This is a genomic window from Oleiphilus messinensis, assembly GCF_002162375.1.
GTDB lineage: Bacteria > Pseudomonadota > Gammaproteobacteria > Pseudomonadales > Oleiphilaceae > Oleiphilus > Oleiphilus messinensis.
Window position 1 is genome coordinate 3,864,616 of sequence record NZ_CP021425.1, and the last position, 16,018, is coordinate 3,880,633.

Annotated in this window: 11 protein-coding genes; 5 read left to right on the top strand and 6 right to left on the bottom strand. The window is 47.2% G+C overall.

All coding sequences use genetic code 11. The features are described from left to right. Positions 1-287: 287 nt before the first annotated feature. Together flgM and OLMES_RS16870 are read left to right on the top strand one after the other, a co-directional pair. A complete protein-coding gene (gene flgM, locus OLMES_RS16865; protein ID WP_087462348.1) occupies positions 288-599 on the top strand; it encodes a flagellar biosynthesis anti-sigma factor FlgM in 312 nt (103 codons plus the stop codon). 13 nt (positions 600-612) lie between these two features. Further along, entirely contained in the window at positions 613-1,089 is a 477-nt protein-coding gene (locus OLMES_RS16870; protein WP_087462349.1) for a flagella synthesis protein FlgN, read from the top strand. 77 nt (positions 1,090-1,166) lie between these two features. On the opposite strand, the gene OLMES_RS16875 is transcribed toward OLMES_RS16870, so the two are convergent. Next, the gene (locus OLMES_RS16875; protein ID WP_087462350.1) at positions 1,167-1,919 is read right to left on the bottom strand and encodes a hypothetical protein; all 753 of its coding nucleotides are present in this window, start codon (positions 1,917-1,919) and stop codon (positions 1,167-1,169) included. A 354-nt stretch (positions 1,920-2,273) separates the two neighbouring features. Between OLMES_RS16875 and OLMES_RS28885 the strand changes: the two genes are divergently transcribed. Continuing rightward, positions 2,274-2,888, top strand: coding sequence for a peptidylprolyl isomerase (locus OLMES_RS28885; RefSeq protein WP_087462351.1), 615 nt, complete (start codon positions 2,274-2,276; stop codon positions 2,886-2,888). Positions 2,889-2,904: 16 nt separating this feature from the next. Next, positions 2,905-5,025: a bifunctional tRNA (5-methylaminomethyl-2-thiouridine)(34)-methyltransferase MnmD/FAD-dependent 5-carboxymethylaminomethyl-2-thiouridine(34) oxidoreductase MnmC gene (mnmC, locus tag OLMES_RS16885; RefSeq protein WP_087462352.1), complete on the top strand. Its 2,121-nt coding sequence runs from the start codon at positions 2,905-2,907 to the stop codon at positions 5,023-5,025. 19 nt (positions 5,026-5,044) lie between these two features. Here the strand turns inward: mnmC and OLMES_RS28370 are convergent, their stop codons facing one another. After that, positions 5,045-5,245 (bottom strand): hypothetical protein, encoded by a 201-nt coding sequence (locus OLMES_RS28370; protein ID WP_198343012.1) that lies wholly within the window; start codon positions 5,243-5,245, stop codon positions 5,045-5,047. Positions 5,246-5,302: 57 nt separating this feature from the next. Here OLMES_RS28370 and OLMES_RS28375 point away from each other — a divergent pair, with 57 nt between their 5' ends. Further along, complete coding sequence (locus OLMES_RS28375) at positions 5,303-5,719, top strand: CBS domain-containing protein (RefSeq protein WP_198343013.1); 417 nt, start codon at positions 5,303-5,305, stop codon at positions 5,717-5,719. A gap of 175 nt (positions 5,720-5,894) precedes the next feature. Here the strand turns inward: OLMES_RS28375 and OLMES_RS16895 are convergent, their stop codons facing one another. The 4 genes from OLMES_RS16895 to smc all read right to left on the bottom strand — a co-directional run bounded on the left by OLMES_RS16895 (position 5,895) and on the right by smc (position 16,018). After that, positions 5,895-8,561 carry a Calx-beta domain-containing protein gene (locus OLMES_RS16895; RefSeq protein WP_087462354.1) on the bottom strand — a complete coding sequence of 889 codons (2,667 nt, stop codon included), beginning with the start codon at positions 8,559-8,561 and terminating at the stop codon, positions 5,895-5,897. A 278-nt stretch (positions 8,562-8,839) separates the two neighbouring features. Next, positions 8,840-10,789 (bottom strand): helix-hairpin-helix domain-containing protein, encoded by a 1,950-nt coding sequence (locus OLMES_RS16900; RefSeq protein WP_087462355.1) that lies wholly within the window; start codon positions 10,787-10,789, stop codon positions 8,840-8,842. A gap of 81 nt (positions 10,790-10,870) precedes the next feature. Continuing rightward, complete coding sequence (gene zipA / locus OLMES_RS16905; RefSeq protein WP_198343014.1) at positions 10,871-12,307, bottom strand: cell division protein ZipA; 1,437 nt, start codon at positions 12,305-12,307, stop codon at positions 10,871-10,873. Positions 12,308-12,475: 168 nt separating this feature from the next. After that, complete coding sequence (gene smc, locus OLMES_RS16910; protein WP_087462356.1) at positions 12,476-16,018, bottom strand: chromosome segregation protein SMC; 3,543 nt, start codon at positions 16,016-16,018, stop codon at positions 12,476-12,478.

Consider the following 16,018-nt stretch of genomic DNA (forward strand, 5'->3'; position numbering starts at 1 on the left):
AAAACAATAAGCCAACAACGAAGCATCACCTCATTAAGAGGAGGGGTAGTTTTGTCTGTACACCTTTGAATGGTTAATAAATGAGCAGCCAAATCGGCCCAGATAGTAAAATTTCACAATATGATCCGGAAAATCAACCATTGAAGGAGTTGTGACCTGTTTAGATACCAGTCAAACAATAGTGATGTTGTTTTGCTTGAAGCATTTATGAAACATTCGGGCTAAAGTATTTGGCTAGCAAGCCGATACCCAAGAATATAGCAGGTTTCTAATACAGGTACAGTCTAATGGTCATTGATTTTAATGGCGTCAATCCTAACCAGCAAGCAGCTCAGCGGGCCAGGAATGAGACGCAAGCCAAAGATGCAGCACAGTCGCCAGCGAGCACACCACCAGCCCAGGCTAATCGTGGCGAGACAGTTAGCGTCAGCAATAATGCCAAGAGCCTTCAGCAACTTGAAGAGTCAGTAAAACAACTACCTGATGTCGACAGTGAAAAGGTGGCAAAACTCAAGGCAGCCGTTGAAGACGGAAGCTACTCAGTAAATGCAGATAAATTGGCACAAAAAATGCTGGAGTTTGAGTCAGACACTTTCTAAAAAGGTTTGACTCATGACTTTATCCATTGATGCCCTGTCCCAGTATCTCAGAAACGATGTTCAAAACCTCAGTACTCTCGAAACCATTCTAATTGAAGAACAAGACGCTCTGCGTTCGCGAAATATTCAATCTCTACAAGACGTGGTCAAACGTAAAACTGATACCCTGTCCCTGATTGAGGCCAGCTCAAAGGCCAAAACCAAACTGTTCGAAAAACTCAATACCCCTATCACACCTAAGCGGATGGCTGCATTGATTCGTGCGAGCCGACGTAAGGATCTGATTGATCTATGGGAAGATGCAGAGCAGAGAATGCAAAACTGCAAACACATCAATCAGGTAAATGGCAAGGTCATGGAACACTCTCGCAGACGAGTCGCCAAGCTGATGGACATATTCAGGGGACAATCACAGCAATCGGGAATCTACACCGCGCAAGGAAAACAACAACACAGTGGAGCCGGTGGCTATACTCTGGCCAAAGCCTAGAGCCTGTTAACGGCCAACAAAAAAAGCCGCTAAAGCGGCTTTTCAGGTACCAGAACATTCATAACTTGAACATGTGATTATCTTAAACGAATGGTCATGGAAGTATTTGCAAAGTTAATATCGGAAATGTAAATATTTCCCATTGAAGCAGCGCCATCTGCCGCGCCCAGAGGCTTGATATCCGTCATGGAAATACGATCAATATGACTCGGCATGGCAATATTAACGCTACCATCTGAATTCAGAGAAAACGGTGCCGTTGCGGTGTCATACACGACACCTTCTATTTTTGTATTGGAGTCAAGAAAGTTTGTCATAGGTGCGGCCAAATGAGCTAACAACGCCACCTGCGGAACCGCATCACCTTCTTCGGGCACTATTTCACCATTCTCGCTGTTTTTAACCCGTTCCACGATATCTGTGAGCTGTCCAATATCTTCAACCAACCCCTTTGCCGTCACTGACGCCATTTCACTATCATCGAGAGGCTTCAAACCGGACAGACCTGCAAGACCCTTCACTTGTGATGACTGAGTTGGTATCACTGCCGCTCCAGCACTACCCGCCGCAAAAGCCACCATTGGCTGCAAAGGCGCCACCGCCATCGCAACAAATGCTGCAGCGTAGCGATAACGTTTCTGGTGCTTCAGTGTGCGCTCAAGCTCTCGCTCACAAATCCACCCTTGAGCAATCAGTACTTCACCCAACCGCGCGCCCGATGCAGCCTGCTCGACCAGTGCGGCATCCAACTGAGCCTCGGAGATATATCCCCGGTTTACCAAGAGTCGACCTAATCGAGACTTATCTATCTGTTTTTTTGAAGTCAGCATCTTATTTCTCCAGGGTTATATTCTTTTTAATTTATTTCTTTGAAGCTGTTTTAATTCTGCTGTGTTTATTCCTTACATCGCAATAATGGTCAGTTAAGGTTTTTTTGTATACTGCATTATTATTAAGTTTGGTTAAAAAATGTTAAATGGCAACCCGATTGATCGAAATCAATTTCCAGGTATATTTAATAACATTTTACTTATTCCCGGATTTCCAGATTTTCAACATTGATGCTCACCAACTAAATTCCACTGTGCAGCACTACAATTAACGTTATAATTCGAACCGTAATTGCCAGCAAATCCACTCGTGGTGTACTAAACAACACAACCCACCTTAAAAAAGGAGCTTTCATGTTAAGCGCGTTGGACGTCAACATAAAACAGTATTTTCGGACATTAACCTTAAGTTTTGTATGTTTAATCACCGCATTGGTTACACCCCAGGGTTTTGCAACAGAAACCAACAAAGCGAATCCCACAGTTACATTAACAACGGATATGGGCAACATTGTTATCGAATTGTATCCGGATGCTGCCCCTATCTCGGTCAGGAATTTTCTCAACTATGTCCGTTCCGGGTACTATGAAAATACGCTGTTTCATCGAGTCATTCCCAACTTCATGATTCAGGCGGGTGGGTTTAATGAACAAATGCAACGCAAGGAAACTGACGCTCCGATTCAGAATGAGGCAAACAATGGCCTGAAAAATCAACGCGGCACCATCGCAATGGCTCGGACAAACCAGGTACACTCAGCCACATCCCAATTTTTTATCAATGTTGTTGATAACAATTATCTGAATCATAGCCCGAGCAGTTTTGGTTACGCCGTATTTGGGCGTGTCATTGAAGGCATGGAAATCGCAGACAATATCAGTAAAGTCTCTACGGGATATTACCAAGGTATGCAGAATGTTCCTGTTACCCCAATCAAGATAACCAAAGCCACAATCAAATCACCGTAATATAGATCCGCAACTTATGTCCAAAGTCAGAGCCGCTCCATGCTGTGTTGAATCCGCTGATATCAACTGGAACGATGCACAGACACCAGAATCAAATACCTTCGGCGATGTTTATTTTTCCAGAGATGATGGCAAAGCAGAGTCTGAATACGTATTTTTACAACAAAATAATCTCAGCGAACGCTGGCAAGAACTCAAAGAACAGAACATCCCCTTTTCATTCACGATCGTTGAGACCGGTTTTGGAACCGGGCTCAACTTCCTGAACGCAATCGCACTTTGGCGCAATTTCGATTTTGCGCCAAATCAACAACTCCACTTTGTCTCTGCCGAAAAATACCCTATCCGAAAAGCAGACCTCGCACGAGCCCTGCTCACCCGTTGGCCAGAATTACAAGATGACGTTGAGCGCTTACTTTCCATATATCCGCCCTCCCTGAGAGGTGTTCACCGCCGTGAATTTGCAACCAATATCAATTTGACGCTGGTTTTTGAAGATGCATTTATCGGGTTTAACAACCTTCAATTTACCGCAGATGCCTGGTTTTTGGATGGCTTTGCGCCCAGCAAGAATCCTGAACTCTGGCAAACTGACTTGCTTGGAACCCTGGGCTGCAAAAGTAAACATGGCACCACGTTCAGTACTTTTAGTGCCGTAGGGGTAATCAGACGGTCGCTGATCCAAAACGGTTTTAGGGTCGAAAAAGTGAAAGGGTTTGGCCGAAAACGGGAAATGCTCGGGGGCATTTTTGAGCGGCCACAGCTACAAGCTGAAAAACTGGATCAGATCGAGAACTTGCCGGAACCACCAAGAAGGGTTAAACCGAAGCAAGCACCTTGGTTTGTGGATGCCGAAAGCAACCACCCGCCGTCCAATCTTCAGACTACCCCACCCAACATCGCAATCATCGGTGCAGGTCTCGCAGGTTGCTTCACAGCTCGAGCCTTACATCGAAGGGGGGCAAGTACAACAGTATTCGATCAACATGCTTCTCCAGGACAGGAGGCGAGTGGCAATCCTCAGGGAATACTGTATACAAAGCCGGGTGCCACCTATACACCGAGCACTCAATTTGGACTGCTCTCACTGACTTACGCACAACATATTCTCGCCGAACTTGCCGCTTTTTTACCACAAATCTGGCACCCCACGGGCGTCCTGCAGCTCGCGTACCAGGAAAAAGAGAAAGTACAGCAGCAGAAACTCATTACGCAAAATAACTACCCGAACCAACTATTACATCCCGTTTCGCCGGAAGAAGCCTCAATCATAGCAGGTATTGACATACCACATTCCGGCATTTTCTACCCGGAGTCGGGCTGGGTTCGCCCCGCAGAACTTTGCAAGGCCCTACTTACCGACCCGATAGTGTTCATCGGTAACGATCGGGTTGTTGACATCTCGAACGAGAGTAACGACCTTTGGACACTTACCACCGCATCCGGAACTCGGCATTCTGGATTTACGCACGTAGTTATCGCCAATTCCAGTAGCGCGAAACAATTCCGCGAAACAAGCCATCTCCCCTTAAAACCTATTCGTGGCCAAACCAGCCTCACGCCAAGCACGCCCTATTCCGGCCAGCTCAAAACAGCGGTCTGCGCCAAAGGCTATATAGCCCCCGCTTTTGATGGTCAACATTGCTTTGGTGCAACGTTTACATTAAACGAAAATAGTACCGAATTACTCACCGAGGATAATAAAGAGAACATCGAAAACCTCCGGTTTATTTCCGATCAACTCGCCAACAGCATCGCTGAGGAAAACTCTCAATCCGGGGATAGAAACCGGCAGCTTAATACTGAGCAGGTAGCTATGGGTAAGGTCGGATTCCGCTGTACAACACCGGATTATTTACCGATAGTCGGGCCCTGCCCGGACTCAGAGGATACACTGGTACGTTTTTCGGCGCTCAAGCAAAATGCATTGTATCAATTCGATTCTACCGGTAAATATCACAAAGGTGTTTACGTTAACGTGGGTCATGGGTCCAAGGGATTGTCCACAACCCCTTTGGCAGGTGAAATGATTGCCAGTCACATTTTTGGTGAGCCAAGCCCAATCTCAGTGAACCTGCAAGAAGCACTTCACCCGGTTCGATTCTTGATTAGAAGCCTGATAAAAAGTAAATTGTAAATATGATCGACAAAGTTCATTAATCCGCAACGACAGCATCGCGTTCCACACCATGTTCTACGTGCATAATATCGATTTGGGAAGAGTCCATCCCCTGCAAAGAAATGACCCCCGGATACAGTCGGTATCCGAGGTGGCCAACCTTAATGCAGCGCAAAACATCCATAGTGACTCGGAGAATAAACTTGATTCTGAGCAGCCACATGAAGAACACAGGCATTCTGATTCACACCGAATTTACACGGAGAATTCAAATGACTGGCTCGCAAAAGACATTATGTCACATACATTGGTAACGGTACCTGGCTCGAACCGAATTGCCGCGACACTGGAACTGATGAATCAACACGAAATTCACCATATCATCGTGACAGATTTGAGCCAGGCTTTATTTGGAATTATCAGTAAAGAGAAAATCTATGAACAACAAAAGTCGGCCTCCCTGCAAACATCTCAACAAGAATCACGCAATCCACTGGATTTGATGGAAAACCTGAACTACGGTGACATATTTTCCACTGCCCCTGAAACACCTGCCGGCCAGGTAGCACGCTTTATGCTTGAATATGATCTCAGCAGTATGGCTGTAGTCGAAAACAAAAATTTGGTAGGCATTATTACATTGCGGGATTTTTTGAGACTGTCTGTTAAGACACATCTCAACGGATTCTTGAAAACGGATACTACCGCATAACGTCCCCAACCACCGCTACACGCCCCCTTGATTATCTCGTCTTTACAAACATTTCGCTTGGCACGCTCTTCGTTGGAAAATAAAATTAAAGATCGCCTGAGCTGCCAATAGAAAGCTCAAACGATCCTCTCAGCCGGACGCTCCAGCTGTGTTGCTTTGTATAACCGGGGGTCAGCTAGTCTGTCAAACGTTCGCCATTGGTTGTAAACAACGAGACCATAGAGCGGTCACCGGACTTCCACAAGGCAAATATTTTATTGGAGTTGAGTTCGAGCTCCAATATCTGATCATCTTCCGGGGTACCAAACTGAAGTTTCCAGTCGAAAATTTGCTCCTCATCCAGAAAAGACTGAGCCATTAGTATCGCATCGAGACCACCACTGGAAGTCATACCTTCTTCCAATACACCTTCTGTATAACCGCCCAGCAATTTCTGCTCAGAGTTGTTAATCACCACATTAAGAGATTGTTTTAAAGGGGCATTAAATTGATACAGATTTCGAGGATTGAAGGACTCCAATTCAGTAGACAAAATATCATACGAAGCAAGCCCTTCTGTGTCACCAAGATCTTCAATTTCATAGGCCGGAGTTTCAAAACTACCAGAATAAACAATAAACGGCGTTCGGCCCGACATCGCCAACAGGTCATCATCCATGGTTGAACCATACTGACGCAACTGCTCAGTTTCACCGGTAGAGCGGTCCAGTTTGGCCAAGGCAATATCTTTACCACCATAAACTTCTTCTACTTCACCAAATGTTTCGAAGCCGATATTGACATCTGATCCCAAATCAACCAACTCCTTCAGGTTTTCATCCGCAGGCGTACCCACTAATGTACCCCAGGCTTCTGTAAGTTCATCGTTTGATAGATCAAGGCGTGATACAAATGCATCCATGGCACCTGCATTTGTACTTGTTGTAACCACTGTTTCCGCCTGGGATTGGAAGGATGCCCAATTCCCATCAGTATTACCGGCAACAAAGAACGATGTTGAATTACTGGAAATTGCTTTCAGAACGTCGTCGCCATCGCCACCAATATACAACTCACTCTTCGGTGAAAAGACAGTTTCATTGGAAACTCTGGAGAATACCCGCAAATAGCCATCCAAACCGCCAAGGTTCCCTGGACGACTCATACCGACCACAAAACCAATTAACGAATCATTATCATTGATCTCATCATTGGCGCCACCAGGATTTGCAGTACGGTAGGTTGCAATCGATGTAGCAGGCAATGCGCCAAATGACGGGTCGGAAACGACAACTTCAGCGCCAATTGGCTGCCCAAAACGATCAAATATTTGCACAAAATTCGTTACACCTTCTGCAGACTCCCGATAGCCCAGTACGAGCAGATTCCCGTCAACATCGAAGACCATATCAACGATGTTCCCCTGATCCGCCTCAAAAATTAGCGGTTGAGTCCACTCATTAATACTGATCGTCAATTCCTGGCCATCAAAAATCGGACTCACTGTGCCCGCCTGGTTAACAATTTCGAACACGAGTCGTTCATCACGTCCCGGCTCGTTATCGTTATCCGTATCCAGAATGGTTATTTCAATTGTCGCTTCAGTCTGATCCTTATTAAAATGCACACGCCCCAGCTTGACGTTACCATTATCACCGGGACTCAGATCATAGTCATCTTCACTACCTGTAGACGTTCCGACACCAACAACAAGTTGCACAAGTACCTCGTAGGACAACTCCTCCTGTACAGGGTTGCCTTCAGCATCCCGACTGATCAGAAACGTTCCGGGTGGTTTACTTAGCTGAAGCGTAAACACCTTTTTCTGACCTTCAGTCAGGACAACAGTTCGTTCACCCGCGAAAGAAACAACCGGTTCATTATCCTGAATTTGAAAAGGCGCGCTTCCGGTGCTGATAATGGCCAAACCTTCAATAACTTCTTCCAGCTCGACTGTAAATGATTCGGTAAATTCACCAATTTTATCGTCAGCAACATAAGCACGGATATAACATTCTGTAACGCCAGGCTCAAAGGTCACCACACCAGGAACATAAGGATCATCGGGGTTCGTGAGCGCATCACTTAACGGCGTACCCGGTATATAATCTACGGCATAGTCAACATTTTCTCTGGCATACGACTCGTTTGGCTCTGCAGTCTCTGGAAAGGATTCTTCAAACTGAGTGGTAAACGAATAGCGGACACGGGTAACCTCAACTGACGGTTGCGCCAGCCGAACGCTCATCAGTACAGGATAGAAAACAGTCAAATTGCCATCAATGTTCACTTCCTTCGTTTGCAGGTCCGGAACTTCACACTTGGTATCATCGACCTCGTCTTCAGTAGTGTCCTCATCGTTTTCGCTATCCGTATTATCGGTATCGTCTCCGTTTTCATCCTCTGCGGGAGCCTGTGGATCTTTTGATGCTTCCGCTTCAATAATCTCCACGGTCGCAATGTCAATCGTATTGTTCTCTACCGTAATGGTCCAACTGGTATTCCCCAGACGATTACCGTCATTCGCAGTTACCACGATCGCATCAGATGTCCCGATATCTTCATCTCCGCGACGCCCACCCGTAACGCCCGGTATTCCTCGAACAATAACGCCCTGGCGAGCCGAGTTGCTAGTTTTTTCCAAAGCAAGCCAATGTGGCTGATTCGCCAGACTGAAGTTGTGGATGTCATTACCACCGAATGACCCGAAATTATAAGAGTACTCTACCCCCAAATAAGCCCTCGTTGGAGGAGCCCCCAAAACGACAACTTCATTACTTGGTCCACTTCCCCCGCACCCGGATAAAAAAATCAAGACTGCGAACAAACCTAAAGCGCTGTAATTCCTAACCTTATTAAACATCAAAGAATCCAGTTATTTTTTTTCGATGAGTGGGGCGTATTTACGTTTCATCTATCACGCCGACCCGCAGGGGACGCCTCGAATTCGCTCAACAGAGATTAAAGATGAAACCTAAACACGCCCAGCTATTCGCTGATATTATTAAATTCGGCCAGTTTCAACCAGCCAGTCATGCTGAAAACCAATGTTGGTTCACACAACAGATGCAAACTTTAATACTTGGTTACAAAGTTTCACGACCGACAACAAACACGCCAACGGCTAATATTTACACAGGCTTACGACTCCAACAAACTGCGATAGTCGTCCTCACTGATTACTCGCACTCCCTTGGCAACCGCATCCGAGATTTTTTTAGCGCCTACTTTGTCACCCGTGACCAGGTAGTCTGTATTTTTAGAAACTGACTTCCCTACTTTAGCACCCAGTTGTTTCGCCTGCTTCTCCATATCACCTCGGGTACCCGTAACCATCGTACCGGTAAAAACCAATTGTTTTCCCGCGATGGGCGTGTTCATATCGACCTTTTCAGAAACACGCTTGGTTTTTTGGAGATTAAAATCAAGCGCGTATATCTCTCGAAACTCGGCTTCGATTTTGTGTAAGTTTTCGGTAATGGCTGCGGCAGTGACTTGTGCAAATCCATCAATTTGCACCAGATCCTCAGCATCTAACTGGAATAAGGTGTCAATGGGGTGATGTTCAAGGAGGCGTTCTGAACTTCCGGGACCTAAACGGACAACACCAAATGCGGAGAGAAACCGCCAATCCTCAATAGCGATACTACGGCTCGCATTGAGTTGCGTAATGAGGTTTTGTGAGGTTTTTTCACCAAAGCCCATGTTTTCAAAGTCTTCTTGCTGTAACTGATAGATCTCGTGAACCTTGCGTATGCCACTGGCATAAAGCCGGGTGATTGTTGCCGGGCCAAAGCCATCAATATTACCCAGCGTTTTAAAAAAATGGATCATCGTATTTTCGGATTGAGCCGGACACAGGGCCCGGTTTGAACAAACCAGATGATCGCCTTCCCAGTCCAGAGAGCTATCACAGCTCGGACAATGCTCAGGCAATTGGGGATCTACGGGTTGTAACACATCTTCAATTTTTGGAATAACCAAACCACTTCGCACCAATTGTACCAAAGCTCCCGGGCCTACACCTTTGGCTTTTACCATGCCGTAATGGTGTAACGTAGCACGACTGATGGTAGCGCCACTCAATTTCGTAGGTTCCAGTTCCGCAACAGGACTGACCCGCCCTGTTCGGGAAGTTTGCGGCGTAACACCCAGAACCCGAACCTCTGCCTTTTCGACATTGGCTTTATAAGCGATTTGCCATCGGTGATGGTGACGGGTAGCCCCTAAACGCTCTTTTATCGCCTCATCCGTAGCTTCCAGAATCACGCCATCGACATCGAAGTCAACGGCTTCCCAGATTGATTCAGCGATTTTCTCGAAATCAGCCAGCAGGGTTTTATGGTCCCCTTTCCAATCGGGCAATAACTGAAACGGGAAAAACACCACGGCACCGGCATCTAACGCCAACTGAATACGCTCATCTACTTTCTTTTCGGCAATGATGGCCGCCTGAATGTTCCGTGAATTTTCAAAAAATTCACTCAAGTACTCATCAAAGTAACTTTTCTTGATTACGATTTCGCCAGGACCAAGCCCCCTTTCACCACCTTCTGCAACCTGCAGACCACGGTTAAATGCGCGCGTCACATCTTGTCCGCGATAACCATCGCCGCGGGTGTAAAGTCGCGCTCCATCGTCAAAAGCAGCATAGCCATCCAGCTTGGGCGTAACCCTGATTTCCAGTTCGGTCGCAGTGTCGCTGTCATCGCCTGATCGGGCTTTTTGCAACCGCTCAATCCACTTTTCAATTTCCGCTTTGGAGTACGCCTTATCAGTAGAAAGCATACGAGCTGGGAGTTGCACTGTTTTCGCCTCAGGCACAGCTTCCGGCTCAACCTCATGGAGATATGTATTTTCAGGCTGCAACTGTTCCAGCACGGATCTTATGTGATCATATTTGACATCATCAATGGCAGGCGCTCCCGCGCGATAAAGCGCATTGGCCATCTTGAGCAATCGTTCCAGTACTGATGGGTCTTCATTTGTATAGTCGTTCTCACTCTTGAGTAACGATTCAAATTGAACTTCAGAGAGGGGGTTATCCAGATTCAGAGTCTCAAGGACTTCTTTTTGCTTCGCAGTCAACATTGATAAATACTTAATAACAAAATGGCGGTTCGGAGCCCTGTGGCTCCGAACCGCCATAATTTCAGGTAGGTAGATCCGATTTTAATGATGAACAGACAACTGTTGCTTCCGCTCAAACTCTCGAATTCTCTGTTTACAATGCTCTAATGTCTGAGGGGTAAACACGCTTCTGCGTTCATCCTTCATCTCGCCTTTAAGGTTTTTGACAACACATTGTGCAGTTTCAACCATGTAATCAAACGCACGCATGTTATTTGAAGGTCCGGGCAAGCTCATGAAAAAACTAACTCCGGGTGTTCGTATGCGTTCGATTGCTTCGACATCGAAGTAGCCAGGCTCGCAAGCATTTGCCACACTAAACTGAACCGGGCTGCTGCTTTCGATTTCTTCATGGCGGTGGAAAATAGCCATTTCACCATGCTCCATGCCACAAGCTTCAAACAAGCGCTGTAAATCGACACCTTTAAACCCTTCCGGGTCTTTACTCATCACATTGATAATGATTACTTCCTGAGCAGGCTTGTTCTGCTTTCTGGACTTGTCTTCAACTTTCCGTCCCTTCATGATTCTGCCGGAGAAGAAGCCATATTTCTTGGTGGGCTGATCCGGTAATGAATCACCGCTGTCTGACAGTTTGGCGGTCTCATGCTTCGCAATTGTTGATTTCGCTGGGGGATCCGCTTGTACAGAAGTTGTGGTTTGAACAGAAGCCACAGCAGTTTCAGCCGCACTTTCTACGTTTGCTTCCTGCTCGACAGACTGTTGATGAATTCCGGTATTCTCCAGCGCATCAACATCCTCTTCTTGCACGCTATTTTCTCGAACCGGATTGTTTTCTCGAACAGGATTGTCATCTCGATAAACAGTATCATCCCGACGGTCAGAAAACGCTTGTACATTGTTACGAATAAAACGATCCGGTTCAGGAGAAACAACTCGGGTATCCAGAACTGGTGGCTCTTCATCGTCGATATCTTCGCCTGGATGACTTTGCGCGATACCTGATTCTGCCTTCACATGGCCGTCAAAATGCATATCCTGCGCATCCTGATCCAGGAAAAAAGGCTCCAACTCATCAGCGCCTGGACTCGCGGCCCACGTATCTTGATCACTATCTTTAACATCAACAGAGCCCAACGACTTGTCGCCAACTGATTGGTCCTGCAGTCCATTGTCGGGCTCAAAGCCCACACCGTCTGCGCCAACGCCGGAGTCCCGCTGCACCACACGTGCTTTTGGGGGCTGGTAGTTTGCGCCATATTTTGTCGCATCGAATGCGGCATCCCCACTTGCAGAATCGATACCGGGTCGAACGACTCGAGCCCCTCCCCCTGGTAGCTCCGGATTAAAATCTTCATCAAGCGGTGTTGAATCTGAAAAGTTATCCCCATTCATTGAGCGGGACATATTATCTGCGTCGGAACGGGCTCTACGCATACGACGATAGCCGTCTATTAAAATGCCAAGAATGATAATGATGCCAATGACAATCAACCACTCTCGTAAACTCATGTCCATATAAACAAAACCTATGGTTTACTGTAGTACGTTATTGATAAGTAATGTATTCAATGATGCCAGAAATAGCAATGTTTAGCACGGCAACAAGCGCTGACAATTTATCGGCCGGCCCTATCGATTCCCTCGCCGGAATCCCGTAACTGCCCGACCCGGAAACCTTTAATTTCATATCTCGGCCAAAGCGACGGCCTCTTCTACATCCACCGATACAAGACGAGACACACCGGGTTCATGCATCGTTACCCCCATTAACTGATCAGCCATCTCCATGGCAATTTTATTGTGGGAGATATAGATAAACTGCACCTGACTGGACATTTCTTTCACCATATTGGCGTAACGAGCCACGTTAGCATCATCCAGAGGCGCATCAACTTCGTCAAGCATACAAAAAGGTGCCGGGTTCAACTGGAAAATCGAGAAAATTAACGCGATCGCCGTCAGCGCTTTCTCCCCCCCGGATAACAGATGAATCGTACTGTTCTTCTTTCCGGGAGGCCGCGCCATGATCGCCACACCCGTTTCAAGCAAATCATCACCCGTGAGTTCCAGATACGCATGCCCTCCTCCAAAAACCTTGGGGAACAGCATCTGGAGCCCGTTATTGACCTGCTCAAAAGTGTCTTTAAAGCGGGAGCGGGTTTCCTTATCAATCTTGCGGATAGCGGTCTCCAAGGTCTCCAACGCTTCAATCAAATCCTCATGCTGGGTGTCGAGGTAAGACTTCCTTTCACTCTGAATCTTATATTCTTCAATTGCGGCCAGATTGATTGCACCCAACCGGGATACCCGTTGCACTATTTTGCCAAGCTCTTCTTCCCACAGGGCTATCGTTGCTTCCTCGGGAATGGTATCAACGACCGTTTTAAGATCATGGTTTTCTTCTTTCAATTGTTCAATCAAACCATTTCGCTTGATCTCCAGTGCCTGCAATGCCATACGCTGATCCTGCAGCTGGCCTCTAACGGTCTGAACCCGTTGTTCAATCTGATGTCGGTCAGTCTCCCCCGAGCGCAATTGCTGCTCGACCTGATCCAACTCTTCCCTTGCCTTTGCCAGACCCTCTTCTTCAAAGACTCGTCGCTCCAGTAAAGCTTCCAACTCTATCTGCATATCATCGATCGGGAACATGAGCTCTTCAAGCGATTCAATCCAGGTTTCAATCTTTTCACTCAGTTGATTTTTCTGCAGTTCAAAACGTTCCAGAGCCGTGGTTAAAGAATGCCTCTGAGAGCGCAGATTCTCGACCCGTAATTGCAATTGATGTGATTGATCTTTACTGTGGCGAGCCTGCTGTCGCAACTGATCAAAGCTGGCACGAATTTCATCCCGATTTGCCAGCAAACGCTCACGTTCGTCGGCGTCCTGATCAACATGCTGCATTGACAGATGCCAACGCTCCCTCGCCTCAAGCAACGCGCCCTCTTCCATTTCCAGAGCCAACGCTGTTTCGCTTAATTCATCATCAAGCGAACCGATACGCGCGCTAATTTGTTCCTGTTTTGCTTTCAAGCCACTCAAGCGGGACTGGATTTCACTGAGGGTTCGCTGCAATTGACTCTGCCTGCCACGACAGGCTTCGCGCTTCGCCTCGGCATCTTGCAAAGACTGTCGATGGTGCTCAAGGTCTGCCACCAGCTGATCCCGAGCAGCAAGGCATTCCTCAAGAGAGGAAGATAACGTTCGCAGTTCTGCCTGACGATCCAGCGTACTGCCTGATTGTTCCTGATCTGGACAAATTAACCAGTCCGCCCCCAGCCAGTACCCCTCAGGTGTCAGCAGACTTGAGCCAGCGGCCAGAGATTTTCGTCGCGACAAACCCTCTTCCAGGGAGTCAACCAGAAGCACCGATGACAATAACGACTGGAGCATCGGCTGGCAGGCACCTTCCAGGTTTACATTGACAACAGAGCTCAGCGTTCCATCCTGGCTTTGTTTTCCATCCAGGCTTCGTTTTTCGCCCGGGAGCGCGCCAACAACTGTTTTCTGGATAAACGGAAAGGGTGCCTGGCAGAGCAGCTCTGGATCCAGAGTCTCCAGAGAATCCACACAGAGGCCATTTAGTAACGGTCGCAGAACGGTTTCTGCAGCTTTGCGCCATTGCAACTCGACGGAAAGACATTCAGCAAGGCGGGGCATACCATCCAGACCCGCATCCTGCAACCAGCGTATCTGCAACGAGTCATCCTGTCCCAGCATCGCTTCCTGGAGGGCTTTAATCGAAGCAAGTCGACCACTTAGTTCTTGCTCTTGTTTACGGTTAAGCGAGAGCTGATCATCCAGTCCGACAACATGCTCACGCGCCTGCTCGACCTGATCGTTATAGCCTTCAATTTCTTCCTTTAGAAGTGCATCGATTTCTTCTTCCTGAAGTAGTTGCTCACTGAGTTCGTGTATTTCGCTGGTGTCGAGCTGATCGCGAAACGTCATGGTATCCTGGCGCAATTTCTCCAGTCGATCCCGGTGTTTTCGAATACTCTGTTCAAGGTTTTGAATATGGGATTGCTCGAGTTCAGCATTTTTTCGTGCTTCTGAGGAACGGAGGTTAAAATCATCCCAGTTGTGTTGCCACTGATGCATTTCCTCTTCAGCAATCGCCAGGCGCTCTCCGGCGTCCTCCGAGAGCGCTTGCCGTTCTTCGAATTCGGGCTCAAGCGAAACTAATTCTTCATTGATACTTTCAAGTCGAGCACTCTCATCCTCTATTTCATGCAACAAATGGCGATACTGAATATCACCTTCATCACGATCGCGCTTCACCTGATCAATACGCTCTTTTTGATGCTTTAATGCTTGTTCCAGTCGCGCGATTTCAGAACTGGCCTGATAAAATGATTCCTGGATACGGCTCAGCTTTTCAGCCTTTTCATGCTGTTGAAGACGCAAATCCTCGATGCCTGAATCATTCCCGGTACGGTGAGAAATCGCTTTTTCCAATTCCACTTCAGTAGTCTGGATAACCTGATCCTGTTGCAACATGGCATCATTCAACGATTTCCACTTCATGCCGATTAATTGCGCTTTTTTCAGGCGCTCATCTTTTTTCAACTCAGTGTACTTTTCTGCAGCGACGGCTTGCCGGTGCAAGTGCTGTAGCTGCCGGTCCAGCTCTTCCCGGATATCCGTCAAACGATCAAGGTTTTCCTGAGTTCGCCGCATACGGCTCTCTGTTTCCTTTCGGCGCTCCTTGTACTTGGAAATTCCGGCGGCTTCCTCGATATAGACACGGAGCTCGTCCGGTTTCGATTCGATGAGCTTCGAAATCATACCCTGTTCGATGATGGCATAACTTCGGGGACCCAAACCGGTTCCAAGGAAAATATCTGTAATATCCCGTCGTCGGCATTTCGTACCATTCAGAAAATACTCGGATGTACCTTCCCGCGTCACCTTGCGCCGGATTGCGACTTCTCCGAAATTGGCGTATTCACCTTGCAGCTTCCCCAGACTATTATCAAAAATAAGCTCAATAGAGGCTTGACCAACGGGTTTACGGGTTGCTGCACCATTGAAGATGACATCTGTCATCGATTCACCACGCAGGTGTTTCGCAGAACTCTCCCCCATTACCCAGCGTACGGCGTCAATAATATTTGACTTGCCGCACCCATTCGGACCAACAATGGATGTTAAGTTGTTCGGAAATGGTACTGTTGTGGGGTCAACAAAGGACTTAAACCCTGCCAACTTTATCGATTTTAGACGCAT

Bases quoted from the DNA above. Each gene is read 5' to 3' on its own strand.
- flgM (WP_087462348.1), top strand. From the start codon at position 288: ATGGTCATTGATTTTAATGGCGTCAATCCTAACCAGCAAGCAGCTCAG.
- OLMES_RS16870 (WP_087462349.1), top strand. From the start codon at position 613: ATGACTTTATCCATTGATGCCCTGTCCCAGTATCTCAGAAACGATGTT.
- OLMES_RS16875 (WP_087462350.1), bottom strand. From the start codon at position 1,919: ATGCTGACTTCAAAAAAACAGATAGATAAGTCTCGATTAGGTCGACTC.
- OLMES_RS28885 (WP_087462351.1), top strand. From the start codon at position 2,274: ATGTTAAGCGCGTTGGACGTCAACATAAAACAGTATTTTCGGACATTA.
- mnmC (WP_087462352.1), top strand. From the start codon at position 2,905: ATGTCCAAAGTCAGAGCCGCTCCATGCTGTGTTGAATCCGCTGATATC.
- OLMES_RS28370 (WP_198343012.1), bottom strand. From the start codon at position 5,245: ATGCCTGTGTTCTTCATGTGGCTGCTCAGAATCAAGTTTATTCTCCGA.
- OLMES_RS28375 (WP_198343013.1), top strand. From the start codon at position 5,303: ATGTCACATACATTGGTAACGGTACCTGGCTCGAACCGAATTGCCGCG.
- OLMES_RS16895 (WP_087462354.1), bottom strand. From the start codon at position 8,561: ATGTTTAATAAGGTTAGGAATTACAGCGCTTTAGGTTTGTTCGCAGTC.
- OLMES_RS16900 (WP_087462355.1), bottom strand. From the start codon at position 10,789: ATGTTGACTGCGAAGCAAAAAGAAGTCCTTGAGACTCTGAATCTGGAT.
- zipA (WP_198343014.1), bottom strand. From the start codon at position 12,307: ATGGACATGAGTTTACGAGAGTGGTTGATTGTCATTGGCATCATTATC.
- smc (WP_087462356.1), bottom strand. From the start codon at position 16,018: ATGCGTCTAAAATCGATAAAGTTGGCAGGGTTTAAGTCCTTTGTTGAC.